The 13,713-nt window shown below is 67.1% G+C and carries 13 protein-coding genes and 1 pseudogene; 5 read left to right on the forward strand and 9 right to left on the reverse strand.

Annotated features, from left to right (window positions below):
* Window positions 1-6 precede the first annotated feature (6 nt).
* Genes ndk through rpl7ae form a run of 4 tightly spaced genes read right to left on the reverse strand, consistent with a single transcriptional unit; the run spans window position 7 to window position 1,476 of the window.
* On the reverse strand, window positions 7-471 hold the full coding sequence (ndk, locus tag MUN73_RS06440; protein ID WP_250139637.1) for a nucleoside-diphosphate kinase: 465 nt from the start codon (window positions 469-471) through the stop codon (window positions 7-9).
* Complete coding sequence (locus MUN73_RS06445) at window positions 468-878, reverse strand: 50S ribosomal protein L24e (RefSeq protein WP_250139638.1); 411 nt, start codon at window positions 876-878, stop codon at window positions 468-470. The genes ndk and MUN73_RS06445 overlap by 4 nt, the downstream gene beginning before the upstream one ends.
* Complete coding sequence (locus MUN73_RS06450; protein WP_006064297.1) at window positions 878-1,102, reverse strand: 30S ribosomal protein S28e; 225 nt, start codon at window positions 1,100-1,102, stop codon at window positions 878-880. The genes MUN73_RS06445 and MUN73_RS06450 overlap by 1 nt, the downstream gene beginning before the upstream one ends.
* Before the next feature lie 11 nt (window positions 1,103-1,113).
* Entirely contained in the window at window positions 1,114-1,476 is a 363-nt protein-coding gene (gene rpl7ae / locus MUN73_RS06455) for a 50S ribosomal protein L7Ae (RefSeq protein WP_250139639.1), read from the reverse strand.
* Window positions 1,477-1,766: 290 nt separating this feature from the next.
* Between rpl7ae and tmcA the strand changes: the two genes are divergently transcribed.
* Complete coding sequence (gene tmcA, locus MUN73_RS06460) at window positions 1,767-4,067, forward strand: tRNA(Met) cytidine acetyltransferase TmcA (RefSeq protein ID WP_250139640.1); 2,301 nt, start codon at window positions 1,767-1,769, stop codon at window positions 4,065-4,067.
* Window positions 4,068-4,202: 135 nt separating this feature from the next.
* Here tmcA and MUN73_RS06465 read toward each other — a convergent pair whose 3' ends face one another.
* Window positions 4,203-4,940: an SDR family NAD(P)-dependent oxidoreductase gene (locus tag MUN73_RS06465; protein WP_250139641.1), complete on the reverse strand. Its 738-nt coding sequence runs from the start codon at window positions 4,938-4,940 to the stop codon at window positions 4,203-4,205.
* Between the two features lie 159 nt (window positions 4,941-5,099).
* Between MUN73_RS06465 and MUN73_RS22765 the strand changes: the two are divergent.
* From MUN73_RS22765 to MUN73_RS06490, 4 genes and pseudogenes are all read left to right on the forward strand, one after another.
* Window positions 5,100-6,898, forward strand: a pseudogene (locus MUN73_RS22765) (SLC13 family permease).
* A gap of 71 nt (window positions 6,899-6,969) precedes the next feature.
* Window positions 6,970-7,455 (forward strand): DUF456 domain-containing protein, encoded by a 486-nt coding sequence (locus tag MUN73_RS06480; RefSeq protein WP_250139644.1) that lies wholly within the window; start codon window positions 6,970-6,972, stop codon window positions 7,453-7,455.
* 48 nt (window positions 7,456-7,503) lie between these two features.
* Complete coding sequence (locus MUN73_RS06485; protein ID WP_250139645.1) at window positions 7,504-7,668, forward strand: DUF8014 family protein; 165 nt, start codon at window positions 7,504-7,506, stop codon at window positions 7,666-7,668.
* Window positions 7,669-7,783: 115 nt separating this feature from the next.
* Entirely contained in the window at window positions 7,784-8,677 is an 894-nt protein-coding gene (locus tag MUN73_RS06490) for a carboxypeptidase regulatory-like domain-containing protein (protein WP_250139646.1), read from the forward strand.
* A gap of 15 nt (window positions 8,678-8,692) precedes the next feature.
* Here MUN73_RS06490 and MUN73_RS06495 read toward each other — a convergent pair whose 3' ends face one another.
* The 4 genes from MUN73_RS06495 to MUN73_RS06510 form a co-directional block, all read right to left on the reverse strand.
* Window positions 8,693-10,411, reverse strand: coding sequence for a glutamate--tRNA ligase (locus MUN73_RS06495; RefSeq protein ID WP_250139647.1), 1,719 nt, complete (start codon window positions 10,409-10,411; stop codon window positions 8,693-8,695).
* A 58-nt stretch (window positions 10,412-10,469) separates the two neighbouring features.
* Window positions 10,470-11,156, reverse strand: a complete 687-nt coding sequence (locus MUN73_RS06500; protein WP_250139648.1) for a DUF8159 domain-containing protein — start codon at window positions 11,154-11,156, stop codon at window positions 10,470-10,472.
* Window positions 11,157-11,300: 144 nt separating this feature from the next.
* Complete coding sequence (idsA3, locus tag MUN73_RS06505) at window positions 11,301-12,359, reverse strand: geranylfarnesyl diphosphate synthase (protein ID WP_250139649.1); 1,059 nt, start codon at window positions 12,357-12,359, stop codon at window positions 11,301-11,303.
* Window position 12,360: 1 nt separating this feature from the next.
* A complete protein-coding gene (locus tag MUN73_RS06510; protein WP_250139650.1) occupies window positions 12,361-13,713 on the reverse strand; it encodes a ribonuclease J in 1,353 nt (450 codons plus the stop codon).

Genomic DNA, 13,713 nt, shown 5'->3' on the forward strand with positions numbered 1-13,713 from the left:
GGGTGGCTACTCGTAGAGCCACTCGGCGTCGTGCTGATCGTAGTCGATCAGCTCGTCTTCGTCGAAGTGGATCGCGATTTCGCGTTCGTTCGCGCCCTCGTCCTCGTGATCGGCGGCGTGGACGACGTTCCGACCGAGATCGAGCGCGTAGTCGCCCCGGATCGTGCCGGGGGCGGCCTCGAGCGGATCGGTCTCACCGATCATCTGGCGGACCTGTCGGGTCGCGTCCTGGCCCTCCCAGACCATCGGGACGACCGGTCCCGAGGTGATGAAGTCCACGAGGTCGTCGTAGAACGGCTTGTCCTCGTGTTCGCTGTAGTGTTCTTCGGCCCGTTCGCGGGGCATGGTCTCGACCTTGATGCCGACGAGTTTGAGCCCGCGGTCCTCGAGTCGGGAGACGACCTCGCCCACGAGGCCGCGCGCGAAGGCGTCGGGCTTGACCATCACGAAGGTACGCTCGTGATCGCTCATTGTTCGGCTTCCTCGGCCTCTTCGGCTTCCTCGGCCTCTTCGGCCTCCTCAGCGTCTTCGGCCTCTTCGACCTCTTCAGTTTCGTCGACGGTTTCGTCCCCGGCGGGTACGTCTTCGTCGTCCTCGACGTCCTCGGTCTCCGCTTCGAGATCCTCGTCTTCGCCGGCCTCGACCTGCTCGGTCCCGTCGGCCTCCTCGTCTGCGGGGGTGTCGGTCTGGGCCGGACCCTTGCCGCGACGACCTTCCTCGGTCCACTCGAGGTCGCGCGGTTCGCGACCGAGCTTGTAGTTTTTCTCCGCCTTGGAGTCGACGAAGTGGAGCACGGAGCCGTCGTTCTTGACGTACATGATACCCGTGCCGGGTTCGATCTCTTCGCCCGTGTAGTCACAGGTTCGTTTCTCGACCATTATTGCCCTCCGATGGAGTCGGCCTCGCGGGCGGTCTCGCGAAGCTGGAGTACGTCGCCCTCGCGGACCGGCCCGAGGCAGTTTCGGGTGATGATGCGTCCCTGGTTCTCGCCCTCCTTGATTCGGCACTTGACCTGCATGGCCTCGCCGTGCATGCCGGTCTTGCCGACGATCTCGATGACCTCGGCGGGCGTGGAGCCGCTTTCTTCCTCTTCAGCACTCATCTCTAATCACCTCAGTCGAGGTCCTCGACCTTGTCGGCGATGTCCTCGACGTCGCCGTCGGCCTCGCCGGCGTCGACGATCGCCGCGGCGGCCGAGCCGACCTCGAGGCCGGCGGCGTGGCCGACGTCGTCCTGGGTCTCGATGAAAACGACGGGGATGCCCTTCTCCTCCGCGAGGTCGGGAAGGTGCATGACGATCTCTTCGGGGGAGACGTCCTCGGCGACGTAGACGAGATCGGCGTTGCCGCGCTCGATCGCTTTCGTCGTTTCGTTGGTTCCTTTCTTTACGCGTCCGGTGTCTCGAGCGACCTCGAGCGCCTCGAGGGCGTCGTCTGCGAGGTCGGCTGGGATGTCGGTTGTGACGTAGACTGACATTGGTTGTTCACCTCTCCTACACGTGGGCTCGCGCTCCCCTGCCGTCCGGGGGCTGGGCCCCGGGCCGAGTTCGACCCGGCGGAAGTCCTGTGAGGCTAGGAGCATCATCAACCCCGCGTAGGGTGTACTACGCAGTAGCGTTGCCCCCCTTAAAAGCGTGTTCAAACGGCCGAGGCCGTGAGACACCTCCGCACGGGCCGCAGTCGCGCCGACGACAGGTTGGGCGTCCGAACGGACGCTCCTCGTGGCGTTCCGGTGCCTATTACTCTCGAGCCAACCGATCGGGTCACATGGAGGCCGACGTCGTCGATCTCACCCGCAGGCTCCGCACGGAAGCGACGCGGACCGACGAGCGCCGACTCCTGGTGCTCGCGGGCGATCGCGAGCGGGGCTACGACGTCCTCGACGCCGTCCTCGACGACCTCTCGGTCCCGATCACGCGGACGACGCTCGTCGGCCCGGACGATCGACTTCGCTGCGAACAGGTCCCCCAGTCGAACGCCGGTGATCTCCTCGGGACGACGCGGGACGCCGTGGCGATCGACGCCCACGCGGAACTCCGTCCGAACGCCGTCGGCAAACTCGTCGGCACCGTCGACGGCGGCGGCCTACTCGTCCTCCTGACGCCGCCGCTCGAGGTGTGGCCCGATCGGCGCGACGGGTTCGACGAGTCGCTAGCCGTCCCACCGTTTTCGCTGTCGGACGTGACCGGGCGGTTCCGCCGCCGTCTCGTCGAGACGCTCCGGGAACACCGTGGCATCGCGATCGTCGACTGCGACGCCGGCGCGATCGAGGACGACGGACTCACCCACCCGGCACCTCGCCTGACCGCCGAAACGGAGTCGCCGATCGTGTCCGACGACCACCTATTTCCGGCGGCAACCTACGAGGCCTGCCTCACGGCCGACCAGGCCGAGGCCGTCGCCGCGTTCGAGTCCCTCGCGAGCGCCGACTCCGCGGAGCCCGACCGCGGGGAGCCGCGGGCCGTCGTGCTCGAGGCCGATCGGGGCCGCGGCAAGTCGAGCGCGGCAGGACTCGCGGCGGGGGCGTTCGCCGCCGACGGCCAGGACGTGCTCGTCACCGCCCCGCAGTTCCGGAACGCGCGGGAGGTGTTCGATCGCGCGGGCGAACTCGCCGAGACGCTCGGCGTCGCGACGGCCGTCGAATCGACGCTGGTAGAGACGGACGCCGGGGGTCGCGTCCGGTTCCGTGATCCCGACGAGGCCGTCGATCGACTCTCGAGCGTCGACGTCGTCGTCGTCGACGAGGCGGCCGCGCTCCCGGTCGCGAGGCTCGAGTCGCTGCTCGACGCCGATCGGGTCGCGTTCGCGACGACGATCCACGGCTACGAGGGCGCGGGCCGGGGCTTCTCCGTCCGGTTTCGCGATCGACTCGCCGAGAGCGACCACGCGGTCACCGACTGCACGATGTCGGAGCCGATCCGCTACGCCGCGGGGGACCCGATCGAGGTCTGGGCGTTTCGCGCCCTGCTCCTCGACGCCCGGCCGCCCGTAGAACCGCTCGTCGCGGACGCGAAACCGGATTCGGGCGCGATCGAGTACCGGCGGCTCGACCCCGACGCACTCCTCGCCGACGAGACCCTGCTGCGGGAGGCGTTCGGCCTGCTCGTGCTCGCTCACTACCGGACCGAGCCCAACGACCTCGCGCGACTGCTCGACGCCCCGAACCTCGAGGCGCGGGCACTGGTCCACGACGGGCACGTCGTCAGCGTCGCCCTGCTGGCCCGCGAGGGGACCCTCGCGAGCGAGACGCGATCGGCGATGTACGAGGGCGGGCGGGTCCGCGGGAACATGCTCCCGGACGTGCTCACGAGCCAGTTGCGCGACGAAGCGGCGGGCGACTCCGCGGGACTCCGGGTCGTCCGCATCGCGACCCACCACGCCGCCCGATCGCGGGGCCTGGGTTCGCGCCTGCTCGCGGAGATCCGGACCGAGTACGGCGAGGACGTCGACTGGCTCGGGACCGGTTTCGGCGCGACGCCGGGGCTCCTGCGGTTCTGGCACGAGAACGGCTACGGGGCGATCCATCTCTCGACGACGCGCAACGACGCCAGCGGGGAGTACTCCGCGCTCATGCTCGCGCCCACGAGCGACGAGGGACGAGCGCTCCGCGATCGCCACGCCGACTGGTTCGCCCGGCGATTCGCCGCGGTCTGTTCCGATTCGCTCGACGACCTGGACCCGGACGTAGCCCGCGCGGCGTTGCGAAGCGTCGATCCCGACGCGGCCCCGCCGATCGACCTGACCGATCACGAGTGGCGGGTCGTCGCCGGTGCCGCCTACGGCCCCGGACTCTTCGACGTGGATCCCGGCCCGTTCCGATCGCTGGTCGTCAGGTGCCTGGTCGAGGACCCGGCCGCGATCGATCTGACGGACCGCGAGGAGCGACTGCTCGTCCTCCGGGTGCTGCAGGCTCGCGAGTGGTCGACGGTAGCCGATCGCCTCGACTATCCCTCGTCCGGGCAGTGCATGCGCGCCCTCGGCGACGCGTTCTGTCCCCTCGTCGATCACTACGGCGGGGACTCAGCGCTCGCGGTCCGCGATCGGTTTCTCGACTCTAGTAGCAACTGAAACGACTCATACGGTTTACTGTAAGTCAGTTCCGGCGCAACCGCCGCCCGGATCGCGGTTGCGCCGGTAAATCGTTACAGCAATCCGTATCACACACTGATCTCCGATCAGGAGTTTATTGACTTTCAGTTGCTACTAGGAAAACGCGCGCCGGATGACGAACTCGGGTAATAGGTCGAGGAGCCACGCGACCAGTCGCCAGCGACGGGTGACGTACGCGTGCTTGCGCTCGTTCTCGATCGCACGGGAGATCTGACGGGCGGCCGTCTCGGGCGAACACTCCCAGAACGTGCCCATCGAGAGGTCGGTGTCGACGAACCCCGGTTCGATGGTGGTGATCGCCACGTCCGACTCGGCACCGCGCTGGCGGGCCCGTAGCCCCTCGAGGTAGGTCGAGACGAACGCTTTCGAGGCGTTGTACGCCGGCGTCGCGCCGTTCCCGAAGTGGGCGGCGACCGACGAAACCCCGACGAGGTGGCCGTCACGGTCCCGCGCGTGGTCCGGATTCGCCTCGAAGTACTCCATCGCGGCCGTCGCGATCGCGGCGAACCCGCGGACGTTGACGTCGATCGTCCGGCGTTCCCGCTCCCAGCGCAGTTGATAGTTCGCGTACCCGACCCCGGCACTGAGAACGACGACGTCGACCGACGGCATCGCCGCGGCGAGTTCGAAAAACCCCTCGCGGGCGTCCGCGGTATCGGTCACGTCCATCGTCGCGACGTAGGCCTGCGTCGGTAACTCGGCCCCGATCGCTTTCAGTCGCTCCGTCCGTCGCGCCGTCAGGCCGATCTCGTAGCCCCGATCGGCGAGTTCCCGGGCAAGCGCTTCGCCGATCCCCGAGGACGCACCGACGATGATGGCACCACGTGTCATGGGTAGACGTTCAATCCGGACACCATAATGGTGCCGAGTCGACGCCCCGGCCGGAGTGCTCACACTCGCGACAGCCGTCCTGTCGACGGCGGCGGTATCGATTCCGGTGAGAATCGACAGGGGGTATTTGACAGTCGCTCTGGAAGTACGTCCAACCGGATGGCCACGCTGACGACTGGGACGGTGCTGGTCTTCCTGATCATCTTCGTCGCGCTGGTGTTGTTCGTCACCGAACCGGTCCCGATCGACGTCACGGCGATCGGGATCATGGTCAGTCTGATGGTCCTCGGCCCGTGGACGGGCGTCTCACCGAGCGACGGCGTGGCCGGATTCTCGAACCCCGCGACGATCACGATCCTCGCGATGATGATCCTGAGCGAGGGGGTGCGCCGGACCGGCCTCATTCAGCGTCTCCAGCAGACCGTCGCCGCCTACACCGGGACGAGCGAACACAAGCAACTCGGCGCGACGATCGGCATCGTCGGGCCGCTGTCGGGGTTGATCAACAACACGGCGGCGGTCGCCGTGCTGGTGCCGATGGTCAACGACCTCGCCCACGAGAACGGGACCTCCCCGTCGAAACTCCTCTTGCCCCTGTCGTACGCGTCGATGTTCGGCGGCATGCTCACGCTCATCGGCACCTCCACCAACCTCGTCGCGAGCAGTCTCTCCGCCCAGTACATCGATCGGCCCTTCTCGATGTTCGAGTTCACCCGGCTCGGCGTCGTCGTGTTCGTCGTCGGCTCGATATACCTGCTCACGATCGGCTACTGGCTCACCCCAGCGCGTGTCACGCCCCGGAGCGAGCGAGCGACGACGGCGAAAGAGGAGTACCTCACGGAACTGGTCGTTCGCGAGGAGTCGCCGGTGATCGCACGACGATCCGGGATGCCCTCGAGGAGGTCGACTTCGAGGCCGAGGTCACCCAGCTGATCCGGAACGATCGGTACATGTCCAACCCCTCGCTGTCGACGGCCGTCCAGAGCGGCGACGTCTACACGGTCCGGCTCACCGACGACGCGCTCCAGACGTTGCTCGACGTCGACGGCGTCGACCTCGTTCCCGGCGTGACGACCGAAGCCGACCTCGAGACGCTCGCGCCGGAACAGACGCTCGTCGAGATCGTCCTCACGGCGGGTTCCGACCTGATCGGCGAGACGATCGACTCGGCCCGCTTTTCCGACAGCTACCGGGCTCGCGTGCTCGCCGTTCGCCGCGGCGGCAGGATCACCCACGAACGGCTCTCCGAATTCCGGTTCCGGCCGGGAGACGCGCTCCTCATCGAGTCCGAGTCCGAGACGGTCGATCGCCTCGCGGACGACCCGAACGTCATCGCCGCCGGTGATCTCGCGCTCCAGCAGTTCCGACGCTCGAAACTGCCGATCGCGGTCGGCGTCGTACTCGCCGTGGTGGGGCTGGCCGCGATCGGCCTGTTACCGATCATGGTCTCCGCGCTGGCCGGCGTCGTCACGATGCTCGCGACCGGCGTCGTCAAACCGGCCGAAGCGTACGAGGCCGTCCAGTGGGACGTCATCTTCCTGCTGGCCGGCGTTATCCCCCTGGGGAACGCGATGGCCGAGACCGGCGGCGCGGACGTCGTCGGCGCGATCGTCGTCTCGAGCGCCGACGTGTTGCCGGCGATCGGCGTCCTCGGCCTGTTCTACCTGCTGACCGCCATGATGACGAACGTCGTCAGCAACCAGGCGAGCGTCGTGTTGCTCGTCCCGGTCGCCGTCGACGTCGCCGCGCGGCTGAACGCCAACGCATTCGCGTTCGTCCTCGCGGTGACCTTCGCCGCCAGCACGGCGTTCATGACGCCCGTCGGCTACCAGACCAACCTCTTCGTCTACGGGCCGGGGAAGTACCAGTTCCAGGATTTCGTCCGCGTCGGTGGCCCGCTCCAGTTCCTGCTCGCGGTCGTGACGACCGTCGGCATCGCCTTCTTCTGGGGTGTGTGATCGCCGGGACCGGTCGCCGACCTGCCGCAGCCAGCGGTACGTCTTTGACCCGAGCACCCGTCGACAATCGTATGGTCGACGCGGTGACGATCCTCGCGATCGCGTTGCTGGCTGGTGCAATCGTCGGGGCGGCCGTCCCGATGGTTCCGAGCGGCCTCCTCTCGCTGGCCGGACTCGGCCTCTACTGGTGGGGCTCCGGATTCACCGACCTCGGGGTTCTCGCCTTCGTCGTCCTCGTCTCGATCGCCGTCCTCACTGCGCTCGTCGAGTTCTTCGGCGGCTCGATCGCCGCGAAAGCCGGCGGCGCCTCGTGGGGAACGACCGCCGCCGCCGCGGTCGCCGGGCTCGTCCTCATGATCGTCACGGGCCCGCTGGGGCTGGTCGTCGGCCTCTTCGGGACCGTCTTCGCGCTCGAATTCGTCCGAAACGGGGAACTCGAGGGGAGCACGCGATCGGCCGCCTACACGACCGTCGGCGTCTTCGCGTCGACGGCGGTGCAGGTCCTGCTGACGGCGTCGATCCTCCTCGGCTTCCTCGTGGCCGTCTTCCTGTTCTGATCGGCGACGGGGAAACACTCAAGCCGTGGGCATCGTTCACACGAATGAATGGAGTGTTCCGAAGCGGACTGCGATCGACCCGCCGCCGTCGAGTTGCACATCCCGTGGGCCGAGAACCGGTACGTCTGTGCCGCCCACGCCCGCGTGCTCGGCCGTCAGGACGGCGTCGTCGCGGACCCGGTACCCGATCGGGCCGACGACCTGCTCGAGTGAGCCGGCGATCGGCGATTGTATACCGGAACTGAAATACACTAAAAGCACACATTCGGTGATTTAGACGGCCCTCTTTCCAGAAGATCTATGGTCGGACGGTCGGTTTCACCTGGGGATGACACATTCTCGACGAACCATCCTCCAGCGCACGGGTCTCGCCGGCACGGCGATCGTCGGCGGAGCGACCGGGACCGTCGGGGCGTCCGACGACGCCCGGGTCGACGGAACGATCACGGACTTCGGCAGCCCCGTCGCGGGCGCGACCGTGACGTTCGACGGCGAGGGCGCGGGGTCGGAGGGGGAACTCACGACCGAGTCCGACGAAGACGGCTCGTTCTCCCGGACGCTCTCGCCAGGCACGTACACGATGACGGTGGCCGCCGACGGCTACGCCGAGGAAACCCGATCGGTCGCGGTCGAGTCCGGCGACGCGGTCACCGTGACCGTCCAGCTCGATCGCTCCTGGGGTCCGGGCGAGGGCGAACTCGAACTGGACGTCACGCGCCGCGGCGGCGGGCGGACGATCCCCAGTTACGTGACGGTCTACGGCGACGAGGTGTACGGGGAATACGCACCGCGCGGCTCGATCCCGGACCCCGACCAGCACGGCCGGGGCTTCGTCGTGAGTGAGGGCTGGTGGGAGATCCGCGTCTCGAACGTGGACGGCTACAGCGACGGGTACGCGGCGGTCTACGTCCCGGCGGACGAAACCGTCCGCCCGTGGGTCCAGCTTTCTGCGGGCGAGGAGACGATCGCCCGCATGGGAACGATCGCGGGGCGGATCCTCGGCGGATCGAGCGTCCCGATCGCCGACGCGACGGTCACCGTCGATGGCGAGCCGATCCCGATCGCGGCTGACGGAACGTTCGAAACGGACGTCGCCCATGGCCGTCACGAGGTCGAAGCGAGCGCGCCGGGCTACGAGCCCAGGCGCAGAACGGTCGAGGCCAGGTTCGGCCGGACGACGACGCTGCCGGTACGATTCGCGACCGATTCGAACGAGTCGTAGAGAGCGGGAGATCGCTCAGGGGTGGGTGTAGTAGACGACCGTCTCTTCGTCGTCGTGTCGGTCTATTCTCGCGAAGCCGACGCGTTCGAACTGGACGACCTCGTCGCCTTCGAGGTCGGCGACGCCGGGTTCCGCGCGGCCGGTCACGTCGCCGTCGGGCGTGCGCATCCGGACGGGGACGCTCTCGGTCGCCGGGACCCAGTGGACGACGTCGACGTCGCCCTCGCGGACCACGTCGATGTCCTCGCCGGTGTACTGGAGGACGTCCCGGGTGTACTGGAAGCAACCCAGCCCCTTGAGCCAGACGCGCTCCTCGCGCTGAGGGAGGTCCCCGGACTCGAGCAAGACCGCATCGTCGACGGGTATCTCGCGGACGCCGCGGTCCTCGTGGTCGGGGTGAAGCGGCGGGTTCGCCTCCGCGGGGGGACTGCCGCCGAGCGGGACCTGGGTGCCGTCGCGGACGAGGAACCGCCGATCGCTCTCGTCGTCGATCAGTTCACGGTTGTTCGCGTAGATCGAACTCATCGCGAGGTCGACGTTCGACGTCGAGGTCCCCAGTTCGACCATCGCTTCCGTGATCGCCTCACCGCGGATCCCGCGGCGCTCGAGGCTCGCCAGCGTCGGCGCCCGGGGATCGTCCCAGCCGTCGAGTTCGCCGTCGTCGATCAGTTCCTTGATCGACGAGGTGCTCATCGGGACGTCGTAGGCGTCGACCTGCACGTGGCCCCAGTGGATCACCTCGGGGTACTCCCAGTCGAAGTAGTCGTAGACGAACCGCTGTTTCTTCGCGGAGTCCTGCAGGTCGATCCCCCTGATGATGTGGGTGATGCCGATCAGGTGATCGTCGATCCCCGACTGGAAGTCGAGCATCGGCCAGCAGCGGTACTCGCTGGCCTCCTCGCGCGGGTGCGGCGTGTCGATCATCCGGAACGCGACGAAGTCCCGGAGCGCGGGGTTCTTGTGCTCGATATCGGTCTTGACCCGCAACACCATCTCTCCGCTGTCGTACTCGCCCTGGACCATCCGCTCGAACTCCGCCATGACGTCCTCGGGGTCGGCGTCGCGGTGTGGACACGATTCGCCGGCATTTTTCAGTTCGCTGAACTCCTCGGCCGGGCACGAGCAGGTGTAGGCCCCGCCCAGTTCGATCAGTTCGCGGGCGTGGTCGTAGTAGGTCTCGACCCGATCGCTGGCCCGGTAGACTGCGTCGGGCTCGAACCCGAGGTAGTCGACGGCGTCGAGTATCTGGTCGTACGCGTCGAGGTCCGGCCGCTTCGTCTCGGGATCGGTGTCGTCGAACCGGACGCAGAACCAGCCGTCGTACCGTTCCTTGTAGGTACCGATGACGGCGGGCATCCGGGCGTGGCCGACGTGCCAGGGCCCGTTCGGGTTCGGCGCACACCGCATCCGGATCTCGTCGTACTCGTCCGCGTTCGGCAGGTCGGGAAGGTCGTGCTCGTCTTCCTCGTCCTCGGCCTCGATCTCGGCCAGTTCCTCGGGGGCGAGTTCCTCGAGGCGATCGCGTTTCGCGTCGTAGTCGAGGTCGTTGACCCGACCCACGACGCCGCCGACGACGCCGGGAATCTCGTCGCCGTGTTCGCGGAAGTCGGGATTGTCGCCCATCAGCGGCCCCATGATGGCACCGACGTCGGCGTCGCTCTCGTGTTTGACCGCGTTCAACAGCGCGTGCTTCTCGGCCTCGCGTTCGACACGCTCGCGTAACTCGTCGTCCATTATCGATCGGTAAACGGGCCCTGCCCAAAACAGCCGCGATGTCGGTCGCGCAAACCCGTCAGTCCCCGCTTTCGTCGTCTGCCCCGGCGAGGTCGTCCCCCCCGCTTGCGTTCCCGCCCTCGAGATCGTCCCCGTATACCTTCGAGTTCATGATATTGTTCCAGAGCGTGACCTGGTCCATATCGATCCCGTTGCCGGCAGTGTCGTTCCCTGCCGTCTCATCCTCGTCAGCCCCGTCGTCCTCCCTGGCCGCGTCGTCCGTCTCGTTCGGATTCGACCCGTCGGTGTCGTATCGGCGAATCCACTCCGTGTCGATCCCCCACCCGTAAGCCTGGCCGTCGAAGGGGTTCGTGATCTCGCAGGTCAGGAACGAAATCTCCGAGCCGCGTTCGATCAGCGCCTGTTTGTACACCTGGTAGACGATCATGATCTCCTCGTCGGACTCCTCGACCGTCTCCGCGTCCGATCGGTAGAGAAGCACCAGTTCGTCGCCGTCACCCTGCTCGTCGCGAACGAGCGTGTCCACGTCGATCCCGTTCTCCTCGAGGAAGTGGTAGAACTCGCCGGGCGTCCCCTCCCGGGGTTCGCTCGGCTCTTCGGGGTCGATCTCGTACCGGGAGGGTGAGGAGCCGAGTACCGAGCCGAGACAGCCGGCGGTCGCGATCGTTCCGACGGCGGCTACGCCGCCCAGGAACCGGCGGCGGGTCGGGCTGCCAGCGGGGATGCGAGGGGAGTCGTCCGTCATGGCACTCACTCGTGATAGCACCCGCAAAAAGTCCCGGTCGATATCGAGCGGTGAGTCGCGACCCGCATCGTCGGTAGCGGCGATCGGCCAGCATCGACGGTGTCAGCCGCGCCGATCGACCGCGATCGACTGACTTCGGCGCCGTCAGTACCCGCGCTCGATCAGGTAGTCCGCGAGGTCGCACAACTGGGCGCAAGCCTCGTTGTCCGGCAACACGTCGAGCCGGCCTTTCCCCTGGCGGACCAGGTCGCGAGCCGTCTCGTTCGCGTACGAGATCGAGCCGGCGGTCTCGAGTTCGGCGACGGCGTCGTCGATCTCGGACTCGGTGACGGCGTCCACGTCGGTCGTGTCGACCAGGTCCTCCACGTCGAGGCCGTGCTCGCGAGCGTGGACCGTGATCAGCGTCTGCTTGTTCTCGACGAGGTCGCTACCGCGCTGTTTCCCGAGTTTCTCGCTCGGGACCGTCAGGTCCAGGACGTCGTCCTGGATCTGGAACGCGCGGCCGATGTCGAGTCCGTAGCCGTAGAGGGCGTCGATCGTCTCGTCGTCGGCCCCCAGCAGGACTGCGGGGAGACACGCGGAGGCGGCGTACAGCACCGCCGTCTTCTGTTCGACCATCTCGAGGTACTCTTCGGGCGAGACGTCCTCGCGCTCCTCGAAGGTCACGTCGAGCGACTGCCCCTCACAGATCTCCGTACAGGTCCTCGCGAGGACCCCGAGCGCCTCGACGACCCGATCGGGCTCCGCGCCGGTCTCGAGCATGATCTCGAAGGCCTTCGAGTAGAGGGTGTCACCTGCGAGGATCGCGGTCTCCAGGTCGTATTCCTTGTGGACCGCGGGGACGCCCCGACGAAGGTCGTCGTCGTCCATGATGTCGTCGTGGATCAGCGTGAACGACTGGATGACCTCGACGCTGACGGCCGCCGCCATGACGTCGATCGTGGACGCCGCGTCCCCGGCGACCGGCGGGAACGAACGGTAATCCCGGCTCATCGGCTCGACGTCGGCGAGCGCCTCGGCGGTCGTCAACAGGACCGCCGGCCGGAGTCGCTTGCCGCCGGCGTCGAGCAGGTAGCGCGATGCCTCGTAGAGCCGTTCCGGCCGCTGGATCGGGAGTTCGTCCGGAATCGCGTCGTTGACCTGCTCGCGGCGTTTCCGGACCGCCTCGAGTACCGCTTCTTCTCGTGCCTCGGGGCTCGTCATATCAGTCGACAAGCTGGATGAGGTTCCCGTTGCGCGTGACGTGGAGGTCCCGGCCGAGCTTGTACCCCTCGCTCTCGCAGAGGTTGACGTAGCTCGAGTAGCCGCTCATGTCCTGGTGGGCGGGAATGACGTGCTGAGGCTGGAGCGCGTCCAGCATCTCGTAGTGGCCCTCCTGGTTGAGGTGGCCCGAGACGTGGATGTCGTCGTAGACGCGAGCGCCCTGCATGCCCAGCAGCTTCTCTGCCTGGTAGCGCTGACCCTCGTTGGTCGGCTCCGGAATGACCCGCGCCGAGAAGACGACCTTGTCGCCGTCGTCCAGTTCGTAGGGGGTCTCGCCGCGGGCCATCCGCGTGAGCATCGCCCGGGGCTCGCCCTGGTGGCCGGTGACGACGGGCAGGAAGTTCTCCTTGCCCTCGTTCATGATCCGCTTGAACGTCCGGTCGACGGACTTGCGGTGGCCGAACATCCCGAGATCCTCGGGGAAGTCGATGAAGTCGAGTCGCTCGGCGGTCCCGGAGTACTTCTCCATCGAGCGGCCCAGCAGGACGGGCTGGCGGCCGATGTCCTTGGCGAACTCGACGAGGCTCGTCACGCGGGCGATGTGACTCGAGAACGTCGTGGCGACGATGCCGCCGTCGTAGTCCTCCATGCTGTAGAGGACGTCGCGGAGGTGTTCGCGGGCGACGTTTTCGGAGGGTGTCCGGCCCTTCTTGTTCGCGTTCGTACAGTCCTCGATGTAACAGAGGACGCCGTTGCCCTCGCGCCCGATCTCGCGGAACCGCTTCATGTCGATCGGGTCGCCGATGACGGGCGTGTGGTCCATGCGCTTGTCCAGCCCGTAGACGACTGCGCCTTCGGGCGTGTGCAGGACCGGGTTGATCGCGTCGATGATCGAGTGAGTGACGTTGACGAACTCGAGTTCGACCTGCCCGGAGTCGCCGATCGACATCGTCTCGCCGGCGTCCATCTTGATGAGGTCGTTCTCGACGCCGAACTTCTGCTCGCCCTCGATCTGCTGTTTGACGAGTTCGATCGTGAAGGGGGTGGCGACGACCGGTGCGTTGTACCGGTGGGCCAGCTTGGAGATGGCGCCGATGTGGTCCAGGTGGCCGTGGGTCGGCACGATGGCCTGAACGTCGCCCTCGAGATCGGACATGATCCGGTCGTCGGGGATCGCGCCCATGTCGATCAGGTCGAGACTGTGCATCCGCTCGGTTTCGACGTTGTCGTGGATCAGAACCTGCGAGAGGTTCAGTCCCATGTCGAAGATGACGACGTCGTCACCGGCGCGGACGGCAGTCATCTGCCGTCCGACTTCCTCGTAACCGCCAATCGTTGCAATTTCGATTTCCAT

Origin of the sequence: Halosolutus amylolyticus (assembly GCF_023566055.1) — an archaeon.
GTDB lineage: Archaea > Halobacteriota > Halobacteria > Halobacteriales > Natrialbaceae > Halosolutus > Halosolutus amylolyticus.

Excerpts from the sequence above, each read along its gene's own strand:
- MUN73_RS06485 (WP_250139645.1), top strand. The coding sequence starts at position 7,504 with ATGGAGTGTTCCGAAGCGGACTGCGATCGACCCGCCGCCGTCGAGTTG.
- MUN73_RS06490 (WP_250139646.1), top strand. The coding sequence starts at position 7,784 with ATGACACATTCTCGACGAACCATCCTCCAGCGCACGGGTCTCGCCGGC.
- MUN73_RS06465 (WP_250139641.1), bottom strand. The coding sequence starts at position 4,940 with ATGACACGTGGTGCCATCATCGTCGGTGCGTCCTCGGGGATCGGCGAA.
- MUN73_RS06495 (WP_250139647.1), bottom strand. The coding sequence starts at position 10,411 with ATGGACGACGAGTTACGCGAGCGTGTCGAACGCGAGGCCGAGAAGCAC.
- MUN73_RS06500 (WP_250139648.1), bottom strand. The coding sequence starts at position 11,156 with ATGACGGACGACTCCCCTCGCATCCCCGCTGGCAGCCCGACCCGCCGC.
- MUN73_RS06510 (WP_250139650.1), bottom strand. The coding sequence starts at position 13,713 with ATGGAAATCGAAATTGCAACGATTGGCGGTTACGAGGAAGTCGGACGG.
- MUN73_RS06480 (WP_250139644.1), top strand. The coding sequence starts at position 6,970 with ATGGTCGACGCGGTGACGATCCTCGCGATCGCGTTGCTGGCTGGTGCA.
- ndk (WP_250139637.1), bottom strand. The coding sequence starts at position 471 with ATGAGCGATCACGAGCGTACCTTCGTGATGGTCAAGCCCGACGCCTTC.
- rpl7ae (WP_250139639.1), bottom strand. The coding sequence starts at position 1,476 with ATGTCAGTCTACGTCACAACCGACATCCCAGCCGACCTCGCAGACGAC.
- MUN73_RS06450 (WP_006064297.1), bottom strand. The coding sequence starts at position 1,102 with ATGAGTGCTGAAGAGGAAGAAAGCGGCTCCACGCCCGCCGAGGTCATC.
- idsA3 (WP_250139649.1), bottom strand. The coding sequence starts at position 12,359 with ATGACGAGCCCCGAGGCACGAGAAGAAGCGGTACTCGAGGCGGTCCGG.
- MUN73_RS06445 (WP_250139638.1), bottom strand. The coding sequence starts at position 878 with ATGGTCGAGAAACGAACCTGTGACTACACGGGCGAAGAGATCGAACCC.
- tmcA (WP_250139640.1), top strand. The coding sequence starts at position 1,767 with ATGGAGGCCGACGTCGTCGATCTCACCCGCAGGCTCCGCACGGAAGCG.